The following is a 26,023-nucleotide window of genomic DNA, read 5'->3' as shown; positions in this document are numbered from 1 at the left end:
CCCTCCCTACGGCTCGCTTTGCTCGCGCTTGAGGAAGGGGACTCCGCGCTGCCGGTTAGTTGAAAGATCCGCCAGCCAGCCCGTGCAGGTCTCGCTCGTCTTGTGCGTTGTTTGTGCCATTTCAACCGTCTCGACGAAATCAAAAAAGCCGTTCAATACCAGTTCGCCGGACGTGGTGACTGCGAATTTTCCGCCAACATACTCCACCATACTCGCCGTTTCGAGTTCACGCGTGGCGCGATCAATCGTCGATCGGGAGGTGTCAAGTGAATCCACCAACGCGCATTTGGTTTTTGGATTGCCCCGTAGCGAGCCAAGTATCTTCATGCGGCGCAGAAGAATGCTCGCCACGTTCAAGACGTTCTCCCTCCGACACATACGTGTTTATCCGTGAGCGTGTCGAATAGTTAACACGGCCTTACTGGCTGATCACTGATTCTGCAGACGAATCCAAAGACGATCTGTATACGAGACGATCAGTGATGGGAGACGAAACCATCCGGCTCCGTTATGAGGAGGATTCGATCGCGTATTCTACAGGCTGAGCAGGCCAAGTGCCTCGGGGTCGTTCGGAAATCGGAGTTTTCCGTGGTGACGAAACGCGGAGCGTCTCGAACCGCTTGACTCCGAGGCGGTTCACAGTGCTCCTGTCAGTACGGTCAAAGGGGCAGCAAGGCGGTGGCTCCGTATTGTTCTTGCACAACGATGGTCTCCTCAATCTGTAGTCGCACAGTGCCGCACGTAATACCAGTGAATATATAAATCCCATTCTACGCATCGGCCGACCGTTACTCTGGGCAGGCATCGGGTTGACGGCGCTGTACGGTCTGGGAAGTATCGGATTCTGGATGGAAGTGCGAGAGGGCCAGGATGGACACAGGAAACAGGAGTATAGCCAATGAAGCCCCAAAGTGTGCACACAAGGCGTGTACGGCAAAACAAGCCTAGGCCGGGATTTTAGCCGAATGGTTAAATCCTGTAACGAACCATTCCGAACCGTATGACGAAGCGCGAACGCATCCGCGTTCTCAAGGAGCGCATTCGAGCCGGCGGCGGGGCCAACTTCTACGACGATGAGCGATATGCGGGAGACACGATCAGCGACGACGACGCTGGAACGCTGCTCACGGTCTCCGATCAGTTCGATCTCCACGACTACAGCGACAATCGGCACGAGAAACTCCTCCGGCACCTCGTCCGCGTAGCTGAGAAGGTCGGTGGCTTGACCGACGCACTCGAGGAACGCGAGGCCGCTGAGGAACTCGTCCGCTGGGTCAATCGGGAGTACGACAACCCCCGGACGAAGTGTGATTACCGGCTGGCGATCCGCGCCATGGGCAAGCACGCGCTCCGCCGTGGAACGAAGGGCGATCCGCCGGAATCCATCGACTGGATGTCCGCGAATACGCCGCGCAACTACAATCCGAAGCCATCGCGGGCCGACATGCTCGAGTGGGAAGAGGACGTCCTCCCGCTCATCAACGACGGGACAAACCCGGCCCGCAACAAGGCCCTGTTTGCCGTCCAGTTTGAGGGCGGGTTCCGACCGCACTGCGAACTCTATGAGATGAAGGTCAGCGACGTGAAGGACACCAGCTACGGTGTCGAAATCGAGGTCGACGGGAAGACCGGCCAGCGCTCGGTGACGATGATTCTCGCGCTGCCGTACCTGAACCGCTGGCTCGGTGACCATCATCCGTGCCCGGGCGACGACGATGCCTACCTCTGGGTGAAGTCGAACGGCGAGCGGATGAGCTACACGACCTTCCAACGCTACTTCAAGCGAGCCGCCGACCGCATCGACCTCGAGAAGCCCGTCACGCCGAAGAACTTCCGGAAGTCGAACGCGACATGGCTCGCCAAGCTCGGCAAGAACGAGTCGTTCATCGAGGACCGACAGGGACGCCAGCGCGGAAGCGATGCCATCTCTCACTACGTCGCGATGTATGGTGAAGACCGTGCTCGCGAGTACGCATCGATGCACGGGCAGGACGTCGAAACGGAGGACCCGGAGGACTACACGCCGATTACCTGCCCCCGGTGCCGTCGACAGACGCCCCGTGACAAGGATGTCTGTATGTGGTGCAATCAAGCGCTCGACCACGACACCTTCGAGGACCTCGAAGAGACCAAGACGACGGTCAGAGACATGGCACTCCAGCTGTTCCAGGAGGACGGCGAATTCGTCGAGGACGTCGTCACACGAAAGGCCGTCACCCAGATGATGCTGAACGATGACGACTTCTTCGAGGAGGCGCTCGACGTCGCTGAGGGCCTCGACATCGACTTGCCGACCGCCGTTGAGTGACTGACTCACGGCTTCCCCCTCCGTTCCACGACTGCATCGAGTTCGTCGTGTAACTCGTCCAGTTCGTTGTCTGGGGTGTATCGATCTAAGAGCGCCCACGCGCAGGCGCGAGCGAAGGGATCGTCACTGCCTCTGACGACGGCGAGTACTTTCTTGCGATTCTCCTTGACGTACTCCTCGGGGTTAATGTCGTTGTCGAACATCGGGTGAGAATGGGGGTCTGGGTTGGTTTCCGTGAAGACCCGTGGTGAGCCATGGCCTGTACCGACGGGACTGCAGAGCGTCAGCGAGCTATCTCGATTCGAGATAGCACCCTGATCGCGTAGCTGTCGGTCAAACACCTCCAAGCAAACTCCCGGCGATTGCTTTGCGCAGCGCGTCCGTACTTGTTCAAGCGTCATCTGGTCATAGCTCGGGTTTCGTGGATGGTTGGCGAGCGATTCGGGCCACAATCGGGGGTTCGACAGTGTTAGCCCCCGTTTTCGCTTATAAACCTTCGTACACCACCCGGTCGGTTGACTGGGTGTCAGTGGTCACCTCCACGGCCTCCTCCGATTCCTTCGACGTGGTAGACGTCGGGGTGCTGAGGCAACTGCTACCCAGAACGCTGTGAGGATTGTCAAGAATCTGCAGCGCAAATTCGGCGTCAGCGCTGCGCTCGTTATCGAGTCCAGTGAGTGCCTCTAGGACCTTGCGGTGCTGGCCGAGACGTTGCTGGACGTACTTTTCGAGTTTGCGTTGGCGGTCCTGTTTTCGAGTACCCATGGAACGCTGGTGGCTGGGGAGGGTCCTGTTGGGTGATTGGCGGTTCGGCGGGACGCTGAATTGTGCAGCGACATCGACCCAATACACACCCCGGCTATAAATAACCAACGAGATTCGTAACTAATTCTGTTACGAACCTCGGTGTCGGCTAGAACTGTTACGGGTTTATATGCACCAGCGTTATGTGGCCTGCAGCAAGACTCTGTAGCATGACAGACCGGTCCAACGCGCTCCTTACCAAGAGCCAACGCGACAAGATACGGGAGGGAGGCGAAGACGCCGAGCATACCCGACAGTATCGACAACGGGTCCGCGAGCGCACCCGGAACGGAACGATTGATCTCGGGATACTCTTTGAGCATATGGAAGCCCGAGACATCAAGCAAGTATTCGGCCCAGACGTCAGTCACCTCAACGAACTTCAGAACGCGGTTGACGATGTTCGATCACTTCTCAGCGGATATGGATCCAAACGGGGTCTCCGAAATCAGGTGGACGAGTTGGAGATGTTAGCGGAAGAGTATTCAGATGATTTTCGTCAGATCAACCAGCCCGAGGAAGACAATCAATCCAGTGAGTGGTACCACTCTCAGCAGGAGCTGAATGAGCAACATAAAAACGGGCTTGAATCGCTCCAACAGAGTGCCTCTGAGATCATCGATGTGTACGGGGAATGGGTAGAGAATCTTGAACAGGCACAGAATCGTCTCGAACAGCTGGTTGACTCTGGCCAATATGATTCCGAATACCATAACCGCATCCAGAAAGTGGTTGATGAGCTTGAAAAGCTACATCAGCGAACGTCCTCAGACAAGGAGGAATTGAAAGAGATTATCGAAGAGATCAACTATCAAATTCGGCGAAACGAGTCCGTCCCGCCGGGGATCGTTGATGATCTGAGCGCTTCGGTGCAGACAGTCAAACGATCAAGAAATGGTGTTTGGTCAGAGCTTTCTGAGCTTGATGACCAGATTCAGATGGATCTTGGGCAATCAACCTTTGAACAGGGCCTACGCGACGACGTCGTGTCTGCACTGGCGTTCTATCTTCGCGTTAGCGAAGTCCTGGGTACCTCGACAGAAGGGCTGGTTGAGGACGCTCTCGTTCGGACGTTTGAGCAAGAGCACCCAGATGACGTGATTGGACACGCAACAGTAGATATCGCTGCCGACAACCGGACGAAGGCTGTCAAACAAGGTTCGAGGAAACTCACTGAGGGTGACACTCGACTGTCCAGCACGGAACTCAGAGCGATCGCCGAGACCAAACCAAGCCTGTTGAGCAAAATGCAACGACAGCGCGAACTCACAGCGAGAGATTTTCGAGAAGCGGTTCTCGAAAATCCGGGTCAGTTAGAGGAAGGGCTAGAGATTGTGGACGCAGAACCGGATGCGCCGGGTGATACAGTCGTTCCGGATCTCGTGGCAAAAGATACGGACGGGAATCTCGTCCTGGTCGAACTCAAACGTTTGGCGAACATCGAACAGCGCCCCAAATCGACGGTAAATCGCGTCGGTGAACTCATCAACCAGTATGGGGGCGAGGGTCGGGTACGGGCCTTCATTGTGGTTCCCGATTTTGAACTCAAAGAGAGGGACGAGGAGACGTCACTGCATAACGTCCTAAGCTCTGAAGGGCCAATCGAATTGAAGCCGGTGGCGTTGGTCTGATCGGAATGGCTTTGGCTCAGAGGGAATCCGTTTCAATACTCGTTACACGCACGCTTCCTCAAGATTGTCCTGACATTTTTGATCATGCCACCGAGTGTTAACCAACAAATGGCCTTTGCGATGATCCTGTTGGTTAATATGGCCTCTGAAACCATCAGCTCAGACAGGGAAAATTGACGCTGTTGATTCCAGGAATTTCGGAGAAGAGGTCCTAATGGAGGCTAATCCGTGTGACTTTATACATTTGTCCTGTGGCATGGTTCAGAGACAGCGAAGAAGCGGATCACCTGGATACAGCTGCTATCCTCGTCCTGCTACAGAGAGGAAAGCGTACGCGAGTAATTGGAGCAGATTGCACATCTCTACAATCACCAGAGACCGCACAATCATTCAGCGGAAGAACGCCAGCTGAAGAGGTGGTAAACTAAAATGTGTCCGTCGAGAAGAGTTAGCTGGAGTTTGATTATAGTAATTATTTTAACCGTTACCGAATTGTTGGTAACCATCAGATGTACGAAGTGCTCGACGACACGGCGGCCCAGGTCCTCCTCGCCATCGAGAGTGGCGACTCCATCCGCCGCGTCGCCCAGCACCTCCACACACCCTACGAGACGGTTAGACAGGCAGCCAACCGGCTCGAGGAGGCAGGCTACGTCCACTATGATGATGGCCTCTCAGTTGTCGACGACCGCGTGCGCAATGCAGCGCGCGAGCTGGTCGCTGCGAGCGCCGGCGTCAGTCCGCCATCGATCGAGGAGGCGTACGTCATCCCGCAGTTCGGGGAGTGGCCGTTCGTCTTCACGCGGATCGACGCCGTCTACGTCTGGACCCAGGGCGGCTACCAGGTCAGCCGCGATCCCGACGATTACCCGCTGTTCATCGCTGTTCGCGAGCAGGACATCGACGCCTGGGAGACGTTCTTCGCATCATTCGGGCTGCCAACCGCCTCCGAGCGCCAGCCCAGCGACGAGATCGATGGGCCGCTGCAGATAGTTCTCGATCCACAGCCGTCACTCGAAATCGAGGATGTGGAAGGCTACCCGGTCATCCCCCGCGAGAACACGATTGAATACATGTGTGACCACTACGCGACCTTCGAGTCGGCGCTAGCGATGCTGGACCGGATGTACGAGGATCTCGATCTCGGCATCACATATCGAGAGAGGGAATGGTCGCAGACATGAGTTTCCACAACCGGAGTGACGCGCTCATCGAACTGCTCGAGGAACTCACTCAAGAGAGACACGAGTACCTTCATGTCGGGGGCAACGCTGTCTCAGCGTTCAACGCACGCATTCTCCACGGACCTCGGGTAGTTACTACGACTCTTCTTCAACTTCCGCCTCTTGAAGACCCACACCGAATTCGTTGAGCTGCTTCTGTCTGCCCAGCTCAGCAGTAATTCGCTCTTCACATTCTTTCCGGAGGCCATCTTTCATGTCCTCGATTCGCCAATTAACCCACTTATCCTCGAGGACCTGCTCCAGGTCGTCCTTGGCCGTATAGTTCGACACCACCTTCAAGTCAGCACGGTCGTCGTCCCACTCAGAGAGGAAATTAATGCGTTTACCCGCCTCAATCAGGTCATCCACGATGCCCGTCACGCGCTCCTCAGAGTAGTTCAGTGAACTGCTCGAGACGTACGATTCGATATCTACACGATCAACACAAGGATGTCGCCCTTCGACTCGACGTGCCTGCACCACGACTCGTAGCTGATCGACAATGATTGCGGTTGGTAAAACATCTGCCTGGCCAAAGCTCGTGGTAACTCGGTCTAGCTCCCCGTTCAACGCTGACATATCGTGCGTGTGTCGGCGGTCTAGTTCCTGAAGCATCGCATCTGGCTCGTCAGCCTCCAAGTTGTCCGGGAACGACGTCGGGCGGGCTTGACGAATCCACAGCTCGTCGTGGTGGGCGTCCACGACCCAGGTAATGAACTCGGCCCCCTCCTCGATGATGGCCTTCGCGATTTTGTCGCCGTGATTGACGTACGTCGAAACCACGAATTCCATATGGTCGATCTCGCTTCCCAGGTACTCCTCTTCGATGTGCTCCTTGTGGTTTTCGGCAATCTCCTTGCGCTCCTCGAGCTGATTCACCACAGTGTCGGCGCTCGCCGGGACCGAGGACTTGGCCTCGCCGAATATCACATTCCCATCCAGGTTCCACAACAGGAAATCGAAGTTCGGAACGCCGAGTTCCTCCAGCGGTTCGGCGGTGAAGAACTTGTAGCCAGCCGGTCGTCCCTGTACGAACGGGAAGATAGAGTAGCTGATTAGTTTTCGGTGTTGGCGTTGAACACTGATTTCCTCACGCAGATTTTCACTCTTGGACTGCTCAGGGAACCCTGCGAGCTTATGCTCGACACACTTGCCGTACAATCCACGATACTTCGTTTCTTGACCCTCAGGCACCGATTCAGGAGGGTCAACATTCGTCATGCGTTAGGCTGCTGACTGAGATTCGTACAGTCGCATTTCGGCGCCACCATCTAACAGCTGTATCACGGCTAGATAGAACTCAACAAGAGACGGGAACGAGCAGTCGTGTTTCGGCACGATACGCATCGACTCCTCGGTCGCACTCACATTGAATAAGGAGCCTCGGTTTTCGTCAGTAACTTGCGCAGAGAAGTCGAGCGATCCAGCCTGCTTGGTGACGTCCGTGAAGCTGAAATTCAGGTCATCACTGTTCTTTGTACCCTTGATAAAATTCTCTGCCTGCATCAACGACACTTGCTGATCAAAATCTATCTCACCAGAACTCACCTCCGGCACTTGCACTTTCAAGTTTCCCGGCACCACCTCTCGCTTCTCGAACTTAATCTGATTCGCCACATCCAGCAATTCGAGCACATTTACCACGACCTCGCTCAGCAGGTCAAACAGGATGTTGAAGCTCTCTTTGTTGACGGTTTCGAGCGTGAACTTGCCGGACGTGTCGATTCGGATCGAGACGTTCTCGTGCTCGTACTGAATCCGAGTCGGGACAACCCCATACTCATCACGGAATTCATCGAGCCGATCCCGACCATCAGCGCCTTTGTATTCGATTTCCCGGTCAACATCCGGTCGCGTTCGAGCGTCAGCAAGGCTTGGCACACGCTTCGATTTGAACTCGGAAATCCGCATATCGTCGTAGGTACTGAGGACAATTTCGTTCATCGTCTGGAAATCCTCAGTCATAATCGGCATCGGCGACAAGCAATCGCTGTGCTCCGAAACCGGACGGAGCGCCTGCCGAATCGCTTCCTCCGTTTCGGCAGTCAACACCATCCGAAGATCGTCTTTATACTGCCCAGCGTAGAATTTTGCCGGCTGCTCCGCGCCCTTTCGGTTCCTATACTTGCCGACGAACTTCGTGATGCCGCCGAGGTCCTCAGTCTCGTAGTGTTCGTCAAGATAGTCACGCCAGCCATCGTCAGAGAGGTAGAGGAAGGCTTTGATGCGCTGGCCGTGGTATCCTTCGAGGACACGCTCTGGCGAGTCAAAGATCACTCGACAGAACTCTTTGAGATTGTATTGTCCTTCTGGGATGTGCATTAGGATACCTCCGGCAGCGTTGTTGATTGATTGTCGCACACCAGACCGTATATTAGTTCCCCCTTCGTAGCGAAAATGAAATTTCGGCGTATAACAGCTTTCTAACTCTCGAATTTGGGGCATATGGTAACGGTGTATCTAGTTCAGCACCTCGTCAGCTGGTGTTCGTCCATTCACTGCTGAGCTTGGTCCCTCATAGTGGACTGGTGTCTGAACTGCCTGAGCCAGTACGGAAGGTGGCTAGACTACCCCACCAGAATGAGTGAAAATCGATCGGCCGCATTGAGCTGTTTGAATCGATAGAACCCTCGTCAGGTGAAGACTTCTATTCTAACCGAGGATCAATATTCAGAAAGCAATTCCACCATAGAACGAAGGTCAGATTCGATCACAGAGTGCTCGCTCGGGCCCCATTCAAACCGTTCTTCGACGCCGGCATCGGTGAAGCGGAGTGAGGCACGAATACTGTGATCGGGACTATGCTGTAGGAGAGCCAGCGTGTACGCGAGCATCTGAGGTCGATAGTGTTCTGCTAGATCATCCGACGTCGTAGATGAGAGGTCGTTGGTCTTGTAGTCGATAATATGGTATGCGTCTGGAGTGACGAGCAGCCGGTCGATATCACCAACAATCCGTGATTCATCAATTCGAGCGACGACAGAGTACTCGTCGTAAACAGCTTCGAGCTGGGCATCGGACTCAATTCTGTCAACAAATTCTACTGCATCAGCGGCATGGTCGACAGCATCGCGGAGGTCTGTTTCCGTCGGCGCCTCACCGGCCATCCGACTCAGACGTCGAATCAGGGCTGGCCACTCGTCTCTCGGTGGGCGGAGTTCGTTGATTCGGTGGACGACCGTCCCAAATGTCGTGGGGCTCAGTCCAGCCGACTCCTGACGTTGAGAGTAACTGTGACCGTCTCCAGACGCATCCGCTACCCCATTCACGAGCGTCGTGGCCGCGATCCGTTTCGCCGGTGCCAGCTTCGGCGGTGAGGGAACCGATATCGACGGCGTCGAATCCACAGCGTCTTCGTCTGTGTCCCAGTCGACTGGACGCGGGGGCTTGCGAACGGTATAGCTGGCTCCATCAATCTCGCCAGAGGCCTGTCCATCCCGAATCGCCTCGGCGACAAGTGCTCCATCGAGGAGGGCTGGCTGTAACCAGTCGCGCCACCGGTCTGCGTCGTCGAAGGCAGCAGGCTCCCCGAGTTCGATTGCACCGGACTCGTCGACCTCGATGTCGTGTGTGCCGCAGAGAAGGAGGTGATCCCGTGTTCGTGTACACGCAACGTAGAGAATCCTTTTCGACTCCGCTCTCTCCTGTGGACGGGACTGTCGGTCGGCATACTCGTGGACGGCGGTCTTCTCGATCGAGAACGCATCGCCCGGATTGGGCCCGCCGACCGCCGGCACCGGCGGTGCGTCATCAGTTCCGTCCACGAGTCGAACGTAGCCATGGTCGTCCACGGAGCGACCGAAGTTGAGATCACTCCCGAGATCGGGGACAGTGACGATCGGGAACTCGAGTCCCTTCGCTGAATGGATCGTCATAATCCGGACGCCCTCGGCGTCACCCGGAATATCTGCCTCCCCCTCACGGGGGTCGATCTCGGCCTGGCGGTCGATCCGGTGGAGCAGCCCCGCAGCGGTATGAACCCCGTTCTCGCTCCAAGTACGGACCTGGTCGCGGAACTTCTCGACGTTCGCGACGGCTTGTCGACCGCGTTCGTCGGCGCTTACACTCGCCAGATACCCAGTGTCGTCGATTACACGGGACAGCAGACGGTTCCACGGGAGGACACCATCCTCGGACGGCGTCGCACACCCGCTGAGAACCCGCCACGTCGTAAGGAGGTCAAACGCGTCCAACAGCTGCGGGTCGTCCGTCTCGGCAAGCGCGTCCCAGACTGAATCGGCCTCTGCGACCGCCGGCGCGAGGCGATCATCCGCGAATCCGAACAGCGGCGACCGAAGCACTCCATAGAGGGAGACATCGTCTTGTGGATCACCGAGCACTCGAAGCAAGTTCGTGAGCGCCTGGACCTCAGGCGTATCGTAGAATCCGACGCCACCGACGACAGTGTAAGGAATGTCGTACTCCTCGAGGGCGCGCTGATACCGATCCAGATGGGTTCGTCGGCGGAGGAGGATTGCCGTGTCGTCGGGAGTAGCGTCACGATGGACACCTGTATCGGGGTCTTGGACTTGCGGCGGATCGTCGAACAGGTGGGTCAGTCGAGCAGCGAGCGCTTGCGCTTCGGCCTCGATGGTGTGATCGAGCGCGCCTTCGGCGACCGGATGATCGTCGCCGAAGAGCTCTGCCGCCGTATCGGCGTCGTCGGGGACAGCGAGATACTCGACGCTCCCGGTGAGTCCCTTGATATCTTCGACGCGGTCGCGTTGCGTACTCAGGTCCTGCGGTGGCGCTTCGTAGGGTTCGTGGCAGTCACCCTCCGGCTGGAACAGGTACTCGAAGAGCTCGTTCAGGAACGACAGCGGCTCGTCTAGCGTCCGGAAGTTCCCCGAAAGCTCGAGCGCGGTCGGGCTCTCGGCGTCGCTGTCGGGGACGTCGTCGACCCCACGGGCCTCGTTGACGGCCTGAAGTTCTGCTCTCGCCGCCCCGAACGTCGTCACGTCGGCCCCGCGGAACCCGTAGATACTCTGTTTCTCGTCGCCGACCAGGAAGACGTTCGACGCCGTCTGCTCGTCGACGCCCGTGAGGAGCTTGACTAACTCCCACTGGCGCGGGTCAGTGTCCTGGAACTCGTCGACCATCACGGCCGCAAACTGGTCTTGAAGCCGCTCCGTGACCGCATCGTTAGCTCGCAAGAACTCGAGCGTCGTTTCGATCACGTCAGGAAAGTCGAGCGTATCGCGGCGGTCCTTTTCGTCGGTGTAGGCTGCGAGGACGTCGTCGAAGACCCGCATCAGTGCGAGCGCGTAGTGAGCGCTATTTGCTTCCAGTTCCCCGGGCGTCGTCTCAACGGCGTCCTCGTGCGGTTCGACGGCCGCGATGGTCGCGTCGATGGCGTCCTTCATGTCGTCGTAGACGTCCCCATACTCGCCCCAGTCGTCCCGGTCACCGACGACGTACCCGGAACTGCTGTACAGACCGCCGTTCTTCTTCTCACAGGCCTCGTACAGCTCGAGGATTGCCCGCTGACAGTCACGGAGATCGCTTTCCTCGGGGTCGGCAGGGAGTGTCGTCGCGACCTCGGTGACGGTCCGGTAGGCCCGAAGACCGTCCTCGTCGGCGATAGCGCCCTCGCGACCGACGCGGCCCGCGACCGTGCGTAGCTGCTCAAGGAGTCCGTCCCCATACAGCGTCCGTCGAGCGTCGGTAACGTCGAGATCACAGACGACCCCCCAGCAGACGTCGAGGTAGTCGTCGACCTCGGCGTCACGCCACGCCTCGAGGACGGACTCGCTCTGTGGGCGTTCGTCAAGTAGCCCTGCGAGGACGTCGACCAGCTGGTCGCGACCCCAGAGCTGAGCAAGGAGAGCTACATCGGCATCGTCCTGGTTGCGTTCGAGGAACTCAGTCACGACTTCGCGTTGGAGTGTCGCGGCGCCGTCTTCGTCGAGCACGTCGAAGCCGAGCGGAACCGGAGCCTCGACAGCCCGTTCTCGCAGGAGACGAGTACAGAACGCGTGAATGGTGTGGACATAACCGTCCTCCAGATCGTCGAGCACGTTTCGCCAGCGCTGATACGACGCCGGCGAGTCGGCAGCCTCGAGTCGGTCGTAGACCTCTTCGCGAACGCGCTCGGTCAGTTCGGCAGCAGCCTTCCGAGTGAAGGTGATCGTGACGATGTTCTCCGGCGTGAGCGACGGGTTCTCGGCCAGTATCGTCACGTACCGCTCGGTGAGCGTCGTCGTCTTCCCCGTCCCGGCGCCGGCAGTGATCGCGACGTTCCGGCCTTGGACGAGCGCGTCTTGCTGTTCTTCCGTGAGCTGAATCTCCTCGGGTTCCTCAGTCATCGCTCATCACCGCCTCGAGATCCTCGTCGTCGCGAACGCGGAGCGGAACGTAGGCGGCGTCGTCCGCGTGGACCTCGTCGACGAACTCCCGCTTGCGGTGATGGCGAACGTCACAGGCCCGCCGGTAGTCGCAGTACCGGCAGTTCGCACCGCGGGCGGACAGAAGCGTCGTGTGGAACCGTCCGTTGCCGATCGCCTCGTCGATTTGGCCCAACCACTCCGGGACGACGTTGTTCAAGAACCGGCGGAGTTCGACCTCTGAATCGAACTTTGATTCGACACCGCGTGGAACCTTCAGGTCGTTAGGGGGTCGCACCTGATAGTACGTCGCCGAGAGCGACCTCTCGTCGAATAGACCGCCGTCGACCACGTCCGCCGCAGCGAGTAGATAGATGGGCAGTTGGAACTTCGTGCCACCGGTCGTCTTCGTCATGTACGGCGCTCGTCCAGTCTTGTAGTCGTAGAGCGTGAGTGTCGGTTGGTCGCCGTCTCGGCTCACGTCGACGCGGTCGATGTACCCACGAATCGCGACAGTCGAGCCGTCCGGACGTTCGACGGTAAACGGACCAGCATCCGAATCGGGGAGCCCTTCACCGAACGGCGCCTCGAACAGGTGCGGTCGGACCGCACCATTCTGGGAGAGTTCGTTGTCGAGGAAGGTTGCGAACCATCCGTCTTTAGTTAAGCGAGAAACCGCGTGGCAGCGGCGGCTTATCGGGACTACTTTTCGGAAGGAATGAGGAGGAATCGAGTGTGCACAACGAAGCCTCCTCGTCTCAAATTATGCGTCGGCTCACTACACTGTTTCCCTCTGAGTTCCTTGAAGAGCACGCCGAGGAACTCGGCGTGGTCGAACGTGACCGCAAACTCCAGATTCCTGCCTTTGTCTGGGCATTCGTGTTCGGCTTCGCCGCAGGCGAAAGCCGAACACTCGCCGGGTTTAGACGCTGTTACAACGCTACTGCCGATGAAACGATTTCTCCGGGCGGGTTCTATCAGCGGTTGACTCCGACGCTTGCGGAGTACCTCCGCGACCTCGTCGAGCGCGGTCTCGACGAGGTCGCTGTTCCTAACGCTGTTGACGCTGATATCGACCGATTTAGAGATGTGATGATCGCTGATGGAACGGTGTTGCGGTTACACGAATTTCTCTCAGATCAGTTCGAAGCCCGCCACGAGGAGCAGGCTGGAGCGAAGCTCCACCTGCTCCACAATGCCACGGTGCAGACGATTGAACGGCTCGACACTGCTAACGAAAAAACGCACGACAGCACCCTGTTCAAAACAGGGCCGTGGCTTGAGAACCGCCTCGTGTTGTTCGATCTCGCCTATTTCAAGTACCGCCGGTTTGCGCTGATCGACGAGAACGACGGCTACTTCGTGAGTCGGCTGAAGCAGAACGCGAATCCGGTGATTACGGAAGAATTACGGGAATGGCGCGGCCGCGCCATTCCCTTAGAGGGCAAGCAGCTCCGCGCTGTTCTCGACGACCTCGACCGGAAGTACATCGATGTAGAGGTCGAAGTAGAGTTCAAACGAGGGCCGTACAACGGGACACGATCGCTGGATACGAAGCAATTTCGCGTCGTCGGCGTCCGCGACGAGGACGCCGACGACTACCATCTGTATATGACGAATTTGGCGAGAAAAGAGTTCTTTCCGGCAGATTTAGCAGAGATCTACCGCTGTCGGTGGGAAGTTGAGTTGCTGTTCCGCGAGCTGAAGACGCAGTACGAACTGGATGAGTTCGACACGAGTGACGAACACGTGGTGGAGATCTTGCTGTACGCAGCGTTGCTCTCGCTGCTGGTAAGCCGTGATCTGTTGGATCTCGTCACTGAGCAGGCAGATGATGAGCTCGTCTTTCCGACAGAGCGCTGGGCGGCGACCTTTCGGTCGCACGCCCAGCTCATCCTCCACGAACTCGGTGAGTACCTCGGCTACTCACCACCGCCGCTGCTCGAACGGCTGATCGAAGACGCTCAAAAAATCCACAAGCAGCGACCGATCTTACAAGAGACACTCGCTACCGCTACACAACCGAGGTGTGAGGCTTAACTAAAGACGGATGGGTTGCGAACAATCCCCGTTCGGGGGCATCGTGGGGCTTGATCCCCGACTCATAGGGAGTACTTCCATCGCCGGCAAGCCCTGCGAACAGTTCCGCCTTCCACCGCTCGTAGAACAGACCGTCGTACTCGAAGTCAGCGTCTCGAAGTTCATCGACGGCAATATCGCGGAGATGGGCGGCCAATTCATCCCGGTCAAACGCGGTGAGGTCAATACCGTCTTCGGCCCCGTCCTGTAGATCGGCGAAGAACCGTTCGAGGACATCGTGGACGTACGATCCGGTTTCGAGCGGCGTGGGGACTACCTCGACATCGTCGGGGTCCTCGATTCCGAGGACCTTGTCGGCGTAGAACTTGAACCCGCACTCGACATATCGTTCGATCCGACTGGCGCTGTAGGGTTCCCGCTCGGACGGGGGGTAGACCTCATCGACTGTCTCGGGATCTAACACGCCGTCGTGTTCGGAGAGGCCAGCCGTGCCCCTGTTGTCCGCACAGTGGAGTCCTCGATCCGTGCGCTTGGTCTGCTCGGGGGAGAGGTCACCTCGGTCGCCGGCGCGGCTGACTGCCGCACGCCGGTCGGTTGTTGCGGCGACGTGCCGCTGGAGGTCTTCGCGGGAGCCTACGCGGTCGTCGACGCCGTCTTCGGGGTCGATGCCAGTCACGCGCTGGAGTTCGTCGAGGACCGGCGACCGGACGACGGCGGACTCGTCGCCGCCCGTCTCTGGTGTGGTGATCGTGAGTTCGTCGACGTTCGCGAGCAGCGTCGCGAAGAGATAGCGCCCCCGGAGTCGCTCGTCACCGGTGTCGAACCGTGGGTGGGCGTCGGTCATCTCCTCGAAGAAGGCCGGCCGCTCCGGCGTTACCGGGAAGTGTTCGCTCGTCAGTCCTACGAGGAACACCTTCTCGAAGGACTGCATCCGAGCGTCGAGCATCCCCATCACTTCGACGTGGCCGCCGGCAGCGCGTTGGGGAACCCGAATCGGCACACCGTCGAATGCACGAGTGAACAGTGCCAACGGGGAGAGGTCGCTATCGACGGCCGACAGTGACTCGAACGAAGAGAGAACCTCGTCCACGAGGTCGTACGCTCGCTGTTCGACAGCTTGCTCGGCGCCGCTAGCGTAGTCTTTCGTCGCTGTTTCCAGATCGAACTTGGCGTCTAACAGCCGGCGGAGCGTCTCGGTTGCGTCCTCAACGTCCCCCGTTCGGAGCGTCTCGAGCGTAGCTAGCAGATCCTGGATCAGCGCAGTCGCCTCGTCGTCGACGTCGTCGAGGAGCGGTGAGACCGAAACCGTGTCGCGCCGGCGGGCAGCTGCCGTAATGGCGTTGGCTTGGTCGCCATTGACGACATCGACCAGCGGATTCGCCAGTAGCGACGTGAGGTCCTCAGCGCGTGGATCCGGTTCGGCGAGGTTCAGGAGGTCGTGGACGACGCTCCCGGCGAACGTCCGGTTCAGCTGTGAGGCGGCGGTCGTGACGTGCGGGATGTCGAACGTATCGAACGTGTCCTCAACGTAGCCCGAATAGGCCTCAGTCCCCGGAATGACGACAGCGAGATCGTCTGGATCGCATCCGTTGGCCAGTTCGGTTCGGAGTTCGCGAGCGACGAAGCGGATTTCCCGTTCAGGTGTGGGGAGTTCCCGCCATCGGAGCGCATCAGGAACCGGGACAGTGTCGGAGTCCGGTCGATAGAGGGGCTCAGTAATCGTTCCAAACGTCTTCCCGGCATCATCAGCGGGCTCGACTGCGACCGTCTCGAAGTCCAGGGATTCGTAGACGTCGAGCGCATCGGTCGCGACGGCGTCGACACCGCTCCGACCACCCTGATGGAGCGGAAGGAGCGCGATCATCGGAAGCTCGTCGGCGAGGTGTTCGATGAGGCGGCGTTCGACGGGACGGAACTCGTGATACCCGGAGAGAATCACGACGTCTAGTCCCGGTGAGAGTGTCGAGAGCTGCTGGTCTGCCGTCGCAACGGCGTCGAACATCTCTCCACGAGTACAAACCCACTCGTCGACGTAGTCGGCGTGGAGAGCCCGATAGTGCCGGTAGGCGTCGACGGTGGCCGTCGCTATCCGGTCATCGAGGGGCGACCCCTCGAACTCTGCTGCCAGTGCGTCGGCGGTCCCGACGCCGGCGTCGTCGAAGAGTGAGAAGCGGCTGCTAAACGAATCCGCGAGGGCGGCTGAGGCCGGTTCGCCGGCGAGGGCACCTTCTGTTTCGGCTGTCGTTCTGTCAAGCGCGTACTCCGCAAGTCGGCGATTCAGCTGTCCGGAGAGGGGTTGGACCGGACCGTGGAGATGCTCGTACCACTCACGGACGACCGCATCGAGCGTCTCGGCACGAAGACGGAGTGGAGCGTGCGATGCGGCCCAGTTGTCTTCAACCGTACTCCGGCGAGCGTCATTCCGCGTTATGTATAGAATACTGCCCAGGGAATCGGAGGCGAGGTCATCAGCCCGCTGAAATGCCCGTTGTTCCAATCGGGCGTGTGTCGGGCCGGTGAGAAGCGTTGAATCCATCGAACACTTCCTACCAAGATATCGGCCTCACTTCACTCTTGGCGAGGCTGACAGCTTTGAAAACCATAATTAGTTCTCAGAAATAGAAAGAGAGGCCAAGGACTCAATCGAGATCACTATTTTTCGGATTACCGCATCAGAGTTTCCTTTGAGTCGTTCAGTCTATCTGAATCGCTTTGCTCGCGGCGTCAAGGGGATCTGTGTAGAAGACAAGCTGAAGCTGATCAAGAAGCTCGTCCGGAATCTTCGCCATATCCTCTTTGTTTTTGGCGGGCAATAATACAGTCTTAGCGCCGGAATCTGCCGCCAATTGTAACTTGTCAACTAATGAGCTTACTGCAACCAGTTCACCCATCAAACTCATAGCACCCAAGATGACAGTTTGGGGACGGACAGGTCGGTCGAGAATGCCTGAGACGATTCCCACAAGCAAGCCGACACTAGTCTCGCCACCCTCGTTTGCATCAGACGGATTGAGGACTTGGACGTTGATGTTGTACTCGTCAAGGGTTTCATCACGACGGAGCTCGCGCATATTGGCCTGAAGGTAGTCACACGCAGTCTCGAACGACTCTTTCATCTTCTTCCCTGGCGTCCCCGAGATGTTCGTCTTCCCAGAACCGGGGAGTGTCTGGGTTTCGATGCGGAACGGTGCGTGACGACCCTCGCTTTCGCCGATAGTGTAGACAGTGCCTGCTTGCTGTGTCCCGGGCGGAATGAGCGCCTCATCGGCCTCCTCGGGAACTGGAACGTAGAGTTCCTCTTTCGTGTCTAAGTCCAAATACGAGAACTCGACGGCCCGATACTCCATTCCACCCATCCGCTTCAACTGTTCTTTGACGCGGCGACGTCCCTCCATTGCGAATTCGAGGTATTCGCGGAGCTCTTCTTTCGTGTATTCACCGTGGGGATGGAGTAATTTGAGCAGACCAGATACGGTCTTCCGGACGGCCCTTTCGTCACGTTGGTTCAGGTGGTCTCCAAATGCGAACTCCTCGTTGATCGCATCGCCGTAGGATTCTTTCCTGAGCTCGCGGACGAACTCGGCCAAGTAATCCACGATGAATCCGAACTGATCGCCGAAGAACTCGGAGCGCATCTTCGGGACTTCCCAGCCGGGGAGGTAGTAGTGGAAGCGGTCGATGAGGGCGAGGTCCTGCATATCATCCGGGAACGGCTCGAAGAGGTGAGAGCTCTTGAGGACGCCTTCGACATCCAAGTCGATGTTTCCAACGTAGACCATCGAAGCCTGGGCTGTGAGTTCCTCAGTTCCGCGTGAGAAGCTTCCGGACTCCATGTAGTCTTTCAGCATTTGGACCGCTTCCGAGTCGCTGAACTGGAGTCCACCAACCTCGTCGAACGCAACAACGTCCCAGCGGCCGACGAGTCCGATGCGTCCCGTGTTGAGGTTCAGAAAGAGCTTCGCAACGGTGGTTTTTCCACCGGAGATGAGAATTGAGTGGGGGCTGATTTCACGGTAGAGATAGCTCTTCCCCGTTCCCCGGGGTCCTAACTCGACGTAGTTGTAGTTGGACTCGACGAGAGGGAGACACCGAGTCAGGAAGAGGAGTTTCTCCCGGTCGCTGAACGCGGATGGGTCATACCCGACACTCTGGAGGAGAAGGTTCAGCCACTCGTCGCGCGTGAATTCTCGTCGACGGTCTTTCAGTTGTTCGAGGTCAAGGTTCGACACCTGTATCGGTTTGAACGATTCGATACCGAACAGGCTCTTGGGGCTTTTCGCGTTGTCTGGAAGGTATTCCAGGTCAATGATGGCCCAGACACCGCCGCCCAACAGCTTCGGGTGCTTACTGACGAGATGTTCGTTGATCTCGACGTCATTGAGTCCGAGGTTGACGAAGGAGCCAATGTAGGCGTCCTGCTGCTCGTCGAGTCTGACGGTTACTTTGTCGATGACTCGGTATCGCCCTCGCTCGCGCACTTCGCTTTTGACGTACTCGGCCTCGTCGGGGCGAACGTAGTGCTTCGACAGAATCTGTTTGACTTTTTCGAGTCCCTCCTCAAGCGATTCCTCATCGTCAGTGGCGCAGTATTGTCCGATGAGGTATTCGAGAACATAGGTGGGGACGTTCACTCCCGATTTGATATCTTGAACGAGATCCTTCCGGACGACGCGTCCGGGAAAGACGTCGAGAGCTTTCTGATCGACGTCCTCAGTAGTCATTATCTACGAGAAACAGAGCCGGGGGCATATTGGTGTCGGTCATGCTAAGTGGAATACCAATACGAATAACCGATATCCAATTCTGGGCCGTTCACTGACACACAATTGCTGGGATTCGTTGCTGTTCAGACGTCAAACCCCATATCGTCGTCTCCGAAGAGAAGATCGAGTTCCACCGTTGTCCGCGTGATCGTTTCTCGGGTATCGGTGTCGATAATTTCGAACTGAACCGAACTCTCTCCAGAGATTGCGCCCTGTTTGAGCCGGACACGTTCACTATTGGTACCCGGCGATACTTCCATCGTTACAGGGTCCGCAACCGGTTCGTCGTCGATGTTCGCACGGATCTCCAGTATCGGTGCTGGGTCGAACGCCAATTGTCCGCTCTTAGCTTCGATCTCGACAGAGATTATCGAGTTCGTGATCGGGTCTGGGATCGAGACGTCGTAACTGATCGACGCGCTTTCTTCGATCTCGCCGGTGGTCACTGTGAGACACGGAACGAGTAGTTCTTGGAGTGAAATCCCACCGTGGAAGTACTGCATGTTCCCTCCCTGGGCCTTGAAGCAGGCGACACTCCGGGGGAAGAGCAGCTTGAGTTCTGGGGCGTTGATGCCGAGGTCAGACAGCGCATCGGAATCGACTTCGATGAATTCGTCCGTATCGACGAGTGGAGCGTCGCCGTCGGCGGCTGCGAACCGTCGTTTGACGACCGGAGCGAGGTCGGGTGATTCGACTTTGAGGTCGTCGGACAACCGATCCGTGTAGAGGAACCCGTGGTCACTCGTGATGACGAACCGGGTGTACCCGGCCTGCTTCAGTCGCTGGACCGTCCGTTCGACATCGTCGACGTGGGAAGCGACCTGGCTGAAGGCCGCGTCGTCGTCGAGGCTCTCGCCGAGTTTGTCTATCGTTCCGGAATAGACGACTCGTGGGACCGGGTCGGTCTCCGTCAAGTCCTCCAACGAGATGTTGCTCACCTCGTCCATATCCACCACTTCGAAGCCCGCGGCGCTGAGTCGTTCGACGCGGTCCGATTTTCCGGCCATCTCCTTACCGCCGCTGGTCACAACGAGGTCATCATCTTCGAGTGAGAGACCGAGTTCCCCAGGAAGATGTGCCGCCATCCCGACCTCGGTGATCGAAGGCAGCGCCGCGCTAACTGCACTCAAGTCTTGCTCGAAGTCGGTTCGTCGCCCGAGGTTCTGTTTGATTGCTTCGGCGAGTTCGTAGCGAAGCCCATCACAGATGATGATCGCGGTCCCGTCCTCAAGATCCGCGAACTCATCGTAGAAGGAGGTCTGCGGTGTCCCGAGCGTCGGATCGTCGCTCAGGATGTTCGCAAGCGGGCGGTTCACCCCCCGGAGGAAGGACATGTAGTGTTGGGTGACCCGCTGTTTCACCGTGGTTTCGTTCGGATAGGGGAACGTGGCCTTCTGCGTGGCGTTGATGTACTGCCGATACGCCGCATCGACTTGCCACCACCCGTCGTCACTCGTGTACTTCTGGGCGAGTTCTGTCGACGAGAGCGTCTTTGCTTCGTCGGCGTCAATGGTCCCAATACGCTGGAGAGTTTCGACCGCCAGGACTGGGACTGACCAATCGACGAGGTCCTCGTTGCTCCAGAAGCTGTCCTGTCGCTCAGTGACTGTCTGCTGGAGGTCTGCCGCGATATCGGGGAGGTCTGCGTAGGTCTCGTCGGCGAGTCGTTGCATCACGAGCCGAATGAGGCCCATGTCGATGCCCTTGAACGCCGTCGCGTCCCAGTGAATCCGTTCGGAGTCGATGACGGCCTTCGCAAGGTCGTAGTCCTCCGCGATTCGCTGTGCGTAGCGCGTGAACTCGGCAGGGGCGTACTGCTGCCATTCGTCGCAGAACGCTGCAGCAGCACGGGTATCGTCAGCCGCGAGTTCGTCGTATCGGGACGTCGGTGCTCGGCTGGCAACCTCGCCGAAGAGGAGCTGTGTCGCTAGCTCTTTCGGGTCGAGTCCCGCAGTGACACCGTACTCCTCGCGGAGCTGTGCGTCCCACGCGTCGGCCATCGCGTTGTCCTCGATTGTCTCACGGTACTCTTCCGGATTCGAGAGGTAGGTTCGAACCCAGTCGTCGGTCGCCGGGCCAGCGGTATCGAAAAGAACGCAAAAGAACGCAAGGCGCTGAACCTCGCGGTTCTGTCCCCAGTCCTCGTACGCGTCGGGGATCTCTTCGTCGTGCTCGACGAGGAACTGCGTCACAGGCGTGTCGTCGATGTCCTGGCCGACGCGATACTGTCGTCCGAGTGCATGGATATCCCGAAACCATTCGGCGTCGTTCCGTGATTCAGGGATATAGAACAACCAGTTCTGTTCGTAGTTCGGGTCCTCCTCATGGAGGCGGCACTTCAACTCAAAGTAGCTACCGTCGTAACGTGCGAGCGTGACGTCTTCGAGGGCAGCTTCGACCTCGTCGAGGACGCCCTTGTACTTCTCCTGGGCGTCGTACCACACCCAGACTGGGTGTCGGTCGAACTTCTGCCGGAGTTCCGTGATAATGCTGTCCGCGAGATCTCCCATTGTATTCCTCTTTTTATCGGGGATTGATTGTTGTTTCGGGGACCAAACCAGTGGTTGAATCGAACCACGGTGATATTAGGACGTGCTATGCAACGGATTCTGCGTCATCGGTTCTTATTTTCTGAATGAATTCATCCACGGAGATATATTCCTCCTGGAGAGCCTCCTTACGGCTTTGTGTTACTCGGATAAACCGGACGGGGAAGTTGTTCCCATAATCAAGCAATTCTGAAACCTCATGACCAGAAATTGCCACAGGAACCGGGTCTTCTAAGACCAGCAACAGGTCCCAATCCCGGCTTTCATCGTCATCCACACCCAATATGTTGTTACGGATTACATCGCCAAGATCTGGATTCTGCTCTTTATCACTTACTTTAGCAGCATACTCATACTGGTCGGAACCAGTGTAAAAAAGAATCCAATCTCCCGTACTTACTTTTCCCCAGGTCGTTTCCATTGAGGAGGTAAGCCCCCACAGATTAACAGAATCTCCCCACTCCTGCTCAGAGTATTGGGAATATATTTCTCGACCAATTCCATCGAGAACAGTTCTTTGGAAGATATCAAACACATCATTACGTTTTGACGCAGGTGCTAGAAAGAGTTCAGTCATTGTTCTGTATTCATGGGGAAACTCATCTTGTGTAGCTCGATTTTAATTTGGGGAGCCCAGTTTCGAGGACCTCATACTGGTCCCATTCCTTGATGTTCTCCCAAATACCCTTCTCGACATCAACGGTAACACCATCGTCAATCATTTCGTCGATGGTATCTCGGAACTCCCTGATATCGTCCAGGTCATTCTGAACTTCCTCTTTCCTCTTTAGAAGGTCCTTGTCTGGATCGTCACCGCTAGTCTGTGCGTTTAGGGTTTCCAGTTCGTTTTCGAGTTCCCCTATACGAGGATCGAGATACTGACCACGAAGCTTCGGAAGTGTGTTCGAGTCTATCCCGTGGTAGTAAACGTAGCAACTGATTCCGCCGTTGGGACTTTCAAGTTGCCAATAGATGGGACTCCGCTCGCCTCGCGGTTTGTACTCGTCGACGTGATAATACCGGAAGAAGTTCTCCCTGAGCCAATTAACAGGCTGATCGCCCAAGGCGGATTCAAGTTCACGTTCCGCCTGCACAGAATCCTGAAACAGTGCGTCGAGAGCTTCTGAAAACAAGTTTTCCACTGAGATAGTGGAGTGGTCGAACGCGAGTATCTCGTCGTCGAGAGTGGGAATCTCACTACCAGATTCCCAGCGGCCAAACAGCGATCCCACAATCAGGGACACTACTCGACCCGCGGCCGTCGTCTGTTCATCATTGGTGTAGAGGTCGTTCTCGTACCGAAGTTGAGCCACGGTTAACGGGGAGAGCTCAGTTTCTTCTGCTGCTTCGCGGAGCGTTACCCCGTCTAATGACTGGAGGGTCTCGACCGCTGAATCAATCCGTTCGTCATTCAGGTCTACTACTTCCAGATACTGGTTCAAGAACTCTGGATATTTAACGTGGGTACTGCGGTCCACGGGATATTCTGAGGTGTTCTTTGGAAGATTGGCGTACATCTGCTCTTGTGTCTCAGACGAAATTCCATATTCATCAAAGAGGAGTGTGTCAGAAATGCCGTGGACAGTAAGGATGCGAGCTTGGGTAGCCTCCTCAGCATATTGTGGGTCGATTGCACTCGATTCGAGTAGCGTCGCAAGTTCCTCCCCACTGAAATCTGCACTAGTCTCCGTCAAACGAGAGATCTTTTTCCGCTCTTGAATACCCAAAGAAACTAGCTCCTCTATCTCAGACTGATATTCGTAATCTGTTTTCACTGGGAATCTCTTGCCATCGCCAACCTCGATGCTAATGCCAGGATTTAGACCATTTGCGATAAACCGATGGAGGGTTGAATTGAGATTGGCAAGTAATAGCTCATCCGAGACCTCCTCGGAGAATATTGCATGAGATTTATTTGAATGAATCGTGTCTTTATATTTCATTCTACCTACAACATAATTTCCAAATGCTCTATACGTGACTCCCTTCCTGTCATAATATTCTTCATTCCGGATGTTTGCATTTGCGTCCCGAAGTTCCTCTCCAGACTTACCCCACCAGACATAATCTTCGACCAAATCATAATATTCAAAGTTATTACCGCTCTTTTGGTACTTGACATAATCCCTATTTAGATTTTCTTCTGGGACTTCCCACCATTTTCTAACAAACCGATCATTATTGCCTGTCTCTAGCCCCTGCTTCACTTCTGCGACGTGGTCAATTCGGTTGAATTCGGAGAACAAACTGAGTATTTCCTCACCGAACCAGTAAAGGAAGGGCCTTCGACCAATATCTTTAATTCTGCTCTGAGAGAATGTATAAACGTCTGGATGGTCCTCACCCATCCGGAGCGATTGTACGATTGTCTCCAACCCAGAGAGCTTCTGTTCATAGGTTTCGTATTCTTCCTGTTCATGGGTCATTCGATAGAAACGAGAAGGCTCGTTTTCCGAGGGGGGCTCACTCCGCAAGACAAATGGAATCGTATACGCATCTTTCTGTTGTTCAAATCCATACCGTGACAAGTGAGCCGCCTCAACGAAATAACTCTCATTAAGTAGCTTCTTTCGGAGACCCCGGAAGTAATAGAGGAACATAAAGTTCTCTGGAGTAACCATGCTAACGTGTCCGTTGTCAGTTGAAAAGCCTAGACAACGTTCTATGAAGGCACCATAGACATCGTATTTGCCAGTGTACTGATCTCTGATATAACTCTTCAGGGTTTCTCCCATTTTTCCACTCTTGAGATAAGGTGGATTGCTGACGACAGTATCATATTCCCCCATCAGAACATCGAGTAGTTCGACTGTTTTCCCAACCTCCGCTGCAAACATCTCCTCGATTGGGTCATTGTGTTCGAGTGCTTCACTAGCGAGGTCCTGTACGCTCTGCATTAGCCGGGATTTGATTTCGTCCCAAGACTCTTCTTCACCTCCTGCAACGAAGGTCGATTGAGAGGTTAGTCCGCCCCCGCTGGTGAATTGCGCTTGGCCAGTTGCCTCGAACTCTTCCCGGTATTCGTCGAGAACCTCGTCGATGCGGTCTTCGACCTGGACCAGACTGCCTAATTCGCGGATGTCACCGAAGCTATTCCAGATCTGCTCTAAGATTTCCCTCTCCAATTCTGACCCCGCACGTTCAAGTATCTCTTCTTTCCTTTCGCCGTTAATCAGCACGGCGTCTGCCGAGACAATATTCAACTGCGGAATTTCTACGTCTGGCGATTGGTCTTTCGCCTTTAGGTAGAGGGACAGTGCAGCGATCTGCGCGGCTCCCGAATCAATGTCGACACCGTAGAGATTATTCCGAAGGATCTCGCGCGGGATGTACTTCTCGGGTACCTCACTCTCTTCCAGATACATCTGGTAAAGAACATCGAACGCATAGAACAGCATATGACCGCTCCCACAAGCGGGGTCAAGCACGGTGATGTCTTTGACCGATTTCGTCTCGCGGTCAGTCAAGGAGTCTTCTAACGGTGCGAGATAGAAGCAGTTGTCCTCATCATCAATATTGGTTCGGCCATCCTGCATTTCGAGCCACAGCCGTCCCAGGGAATTATCGACCATCCACTCGACAATGTACCGCGGAGTGAACAGCTGGGTTTTCGTGGCGATATCAGTCCCAGCAATCTTGTAATTCTCCTCGTCGACGCGCTCGTCGATTTCCTCCCGTTCTTCTTCACCGAAGTACTGGTACACCCAACCCAGTGCCTCGTCGCTCTCCCAAGCATCGTCGTCGATTGCGTCCAGTTCGTCGAGAACCTCTTCTCGAACCTGTGCATCGAGGTCGATAGCAGTGTGTTCGGATTCCTCGAAGATCATCCGAATCTCCGCACCGATCTCCTGGTACGCGAGATCGAGTGCGGTACCGAAGCCGTCGTCTGGGGCATTAGTCAGCTCCCCGGCGATCTCCGCCACGGTGTGGTGCATGTACGACCGATTGCCGTACTCTGGTCGCTCGGTGATGGTTTCCTCAATAAGGCCGCGAACCTCGATGGTTTTCAGCGCGACGAATCGGTTGAGGTAGGTTTTCGTCGCTTCGCGGACGTAGTTGGTAATTGATCGCTCTAGGTCTCCTTCCGTGGATTCGAGTTCCCGTTCGATGGCTGCGTCTATCCTATCTCGGGTATCGAGTTCTTCAGCAGAGAGATGCGTCAGCTTGTCCTGGGAAAGTTTCTTGTCCTCGTAGATGCCGTACTTTTCCAGCTGCCGTCGGAGTTCGTCTTCGAGTGTATGCCGCGTACTGAGGATGGTGCTTCGGATGGTCGAGCGCTGATCCGATGAGAGACCGGGTTGACCGTGTGTCGTGGACATGGATATCAGAGGGTCGCGCACTGCCACGAAACGGGCGGAACGGCAGTACGCTGTGTCGGGATT

13 protein-coding genes and 2 pseudogenes are annotated in these 26,023 nt (G+C 56.5%); 4 read left to right on the top strand and 11 right to left on the bottom strand.

Going from position 1 to position 26,023, the window contains the following annotated elements; genetic code table 11:
- Positions 1 to 6: 6 nt before the first annotated feature.
- Positions 7 to 351, bottom strand: a complete 345-nt coding sequence (locus CPZ00_RS05770; RefSeq protein ID WP_157744195.1) for a hypothetical protein — start codon at positions 349 to 351, stop codon at positions 7 to 9.
- 649 nt (positions 352 to 1,000) lie between these two features.
- Between CPZ00_RS05770 and CPZ00_RS05760 the strand changes: the two genes are divergently transcribed.
- A complete protein-coding gene (locus CPZ00_RS05760) occupies positions 1,001 to 2,308 on the top strand; it encodes a tyrosine-type recombinase/integrase (RefSeq protein ID WP_199243398.1) in 1,308 nt (435 codons plus the stop codon).
- A gap of 5 nt (positions 2,309 to 2,313) precedes the next feature.
- On the opposite strand, the gene CPZ00_RS05755 is transcribed toward CPZ00_RS05760, so the two are convergent.
- Positions 2,314 to 2,511 carry a hypothetical protein gene (locus tag CPZ00_RS05755; RefSeq protein WP_096390032.1) on the bottom strand — a complete coding sequence of 66 codons (198 nt, stop codon included), beginning with the start codon at positions 2,509 to 2,511 and terminating at the stop codon, positions 2,314 to 2,316.
- Positions 2,512 to 3,282: 771 nt separating this feature from the next.
- Between CPZ00_RS05755 and CPZ00_RS05745 the strand changes: the two genes are divergently transcribed.
- Complete coding sequence (locus CPZ00_RS05745; protein WP_096390030.1) at positions 3,283 to 4,743, top strand: hypothetical protein; 1,461 nt, start codon at positions 3,283 to 3,285, stop codon at positions 4,741 to 4,743.
- A gap of 509 nt (positions 4,744 to 5,252) precedes the next feature.
- Complete coding sequence (locus CPZ00_RS05740; protein ID WP_096390029.1) at positions 5,253 to 5,927, top strand: helix-turn-helix domain-containing protein; 675 nt, start codon at positions 5,253 to 5,255, stop codon at positions 5,925 to 5,927.
- A 135-nt stretch (positions 5,928 to 6,062) separates the two neighbouring features.
- On the opposite strand, the gene CPZ00_RS05735 is transcribed toward CPZ00_RS05740, so the two are convergent.
- The 4 genes and pseudogenes from CPZ00_RS05735 to CPZ00_RS05720 all read right to left on the bottom strand — a co-directional run.
- On the bottom strand, positions 6,063 to 7,187 hold the full coding sequence (locus CPZ00_RS05735; protein WP_096390028.1) for a hypothetical protein: 1,125 nt from the start codon (positions 7,185 to 7,187) through the stop codon (positions 6,063 to 6,065).
- Between the two features lie 3 nt (positions 7,188 to 7,190).
- Positions 7,191 to 8,288, bottom strand: a complete 1,098-nt coding sequence (locus tag CPZ00_RS05730) for a hypothetical protein (RefSeq protein ID WP_096390027.1) — start codon at positions 8,286 to 8,288, stop codon at positions 7,191 to 7,193.
- 341 nt (positions 8,289 to 8,629) lie between these two features.
- Positions 8,630 to 12,271 carry a UvrD-helicase domain-containing protein gene (locus CPZ00_RS05725; RefSeq protein ID WP_096390026.1) on the bottom strand — a complete coding sequence of 1,214 codons (3,642 nt, stop codon included), beginning with the start codon at positions 12,269 to 12,271 and terminating at the stop codon, positions 8,630 to 8,632.
- Positions 12,264 to 12,950: pseudogene (locus CPZ00_RS05720) on the bottom strand (PD-(D/E)XK nuclease family protein); the annotation flags it as partial. The gene CPZ00_RS05725 and the pseudogene CPZ00_RS05720, both read right to left, overlap by 8 nt.
- A 104-nt stretch (positions 12,951 to 13,054) precedes the next feature.
- Here CPZ00_RS05720 and CPZ00_RS05715 point away from each other — a divergent pair.
- On the top strand, positions 13,055 to 14,329 hold the full coding sequence (locus CPZ00_RS05715) for an IS4 family transposase (RefSeq protein ID WP_096390025.1): 1,275 nt from the start codon (positions 13,055 to 13,057) through the stop codon (positions 14,327 to 14,329).
- A 13-nt stretch (positions 14,330 to 14,342) separates the two neighbouring features.
- On the opposite strand, the pseudogene CPZ00_RS05710 reads toward CPZ00_RS05715, so the two are convergent.
- The 5 genes and pseudogenes from CPZ00_RS05710 to pglX all read right to left on the bottom strand — a co-directional run.
- Positions 14,343 to 16,865 (bottom strand): annotated as a pseudogene (locus CPZ00_RS05710) (PD-(D/E)XK nuclease family protein); the annotation flags it as partial.
- Between the two features lie 157 nt (positions 16,866 to 17,022).
- Positions 17,023 to 19,050: a protease Lon-related BREX system protein BrxL gene (brxL, locus tag CPZ00_RS05705; RefSeq protein WP_096390024.1), complete on the bottom strand. Its 2,028-nt coding sequence runs from the start codon at positions 19,048 to 19,050 to the stop codon at positions 17,023 to 17,025.
- Between the two features lie 125 nt (positions 19,051 to 19,175).
- Positions 19,176 to 21,602: a PglZ domain-containing protein gene (locus CPZ00_RS05700; protein ID WP_096390023.1), complete on the bottom strand. Its 2,427-nt coding sequence runs from the start codon at positions 21,600 to 21,602 to the stop codon at positions 19,176 to 19,178.
- Positions 21,603 to 21,687: 85 nt separating this feature from the next.
- Positions 21,688 to 22,176 (bottom strand): hypothetical protein, encoded by a 489-nt coding sequence (locus CPZ00_RS15325; RefSeq protein ID WP_157744194.1) that lies wholly within the window; start codon positions 22,174 to 22,176, stop codon positions 21,688 to 21,690.
- Between the two features lie 64 nt (positions 22,177 to 22,240).
- Positions 22,241 to 25,960 (bottom strand): BREX-1 system adenine-specific DNA-methyltransferase PglX, encoded by a 3,720-nt coding sequence (gene pglX / locus CPZ00_RS05695; protein ID WP_157744193.1) that lies wholly within the window; start codon positions 25,958 to 25,960, stop codon positions 22,241 to 22,243.
- Between the last annotated feature and the right edge of the window lie 63 nt (positions 25,961 to 26,023).

The sequence above is a fragment of the Halopenitus persicus genome (genome assembly GCF_002355635.1).
GTDB classification, from domain to species: Archaea; Halobacteriota; Halobacteria; order Halobacteriales; family Haloferacaceae; genus Halopenitus; species Halopenitus persicus_A.
The sequence above is the reverse complement of the archived record's forward strand: the minus strand, read 5'-3'. Positions and strand labels throughout refer to the sequence as shown.

Bases quoted from the DNA above. Each gene is read 5' to 3' on its own strand.
- CPZ00_RS05760 (WP_199243398.1), top strand. From the start codon at position 1,001: ATGACGAAGCGCGAACGCATCCGCGTTCTCAAGGAGCGCATTCGAGCC.
- pglX (WP_157744193.1), bottom strand. From the start codon at position 25,960: ATGTCCACGACACACGGTCAACCCGGTCTCTCATCGGATCAGCGCTCG.
- CPZ00_RS05730 (WP_096390027.1), bottom strand. From the start codon at position 8,288: ATGCACATCCCAGAAGGACAATACAATCTCAAAGAGTTCTGTCGAGTG.
- CPZ00_RS05740 (WP_096390029.1), top strand. From the start codon at position 5,253: ATGTACGAAGTGCTCGACGACACGGCGGCCCAGGTCCTCCTCGCCATC.
- CPZ00_RS05735 (WP_096390028.1), bottom strand. From the start codon at position 7,187: ATGACGAATGTTGACCCTCCTGAATCGGTGCCTGAGGGTCAAGAAACG.
- brxL (WP_096390024.1), bottom strand. From the start codon at position 19,050: ATGACTACTGAGGACGTCGATCAGAAAGCTCTCGACGTCTTTCCCGGA.
- CPZ00_RS05715 (WP_096390025.1), top strand. From the start codon at position 13,055: ATGCGTCGGCTCACTACACTGTTTCCCTCTGAGTTCCTTGAAGAGCAC.
- CPZ00_RS05745 (WP_096390030.1), top strand. From the start codon at position 3,283: ATGACAGACCGGTCCAACGCGCTCCTTACCAAGAGCCAACGCGACAAG.
- CPZ00_RS05700 (WP_096390023.1), bottom strand. From the start codon at position 21,602: ATGGGAGATCTCGCGGACAGCATTATCACGGAACTCCGGCAGAAGTTC.
- CPZ00_RS05755 (WP_096390032.1), bottom strand. From the start codon at position 2,511: ATGTTCGACAACGACATTAACCCCGAGGAGTACGTCAAGGAGAATCGC.
- CPZ00_RS05725 (WP_096390026.1), bottom strand. From the start codon at position 12,271: ATGACTGAGGAACCCGAGGAGATTCAGCTCACGGAAGAACAGCAAGAC.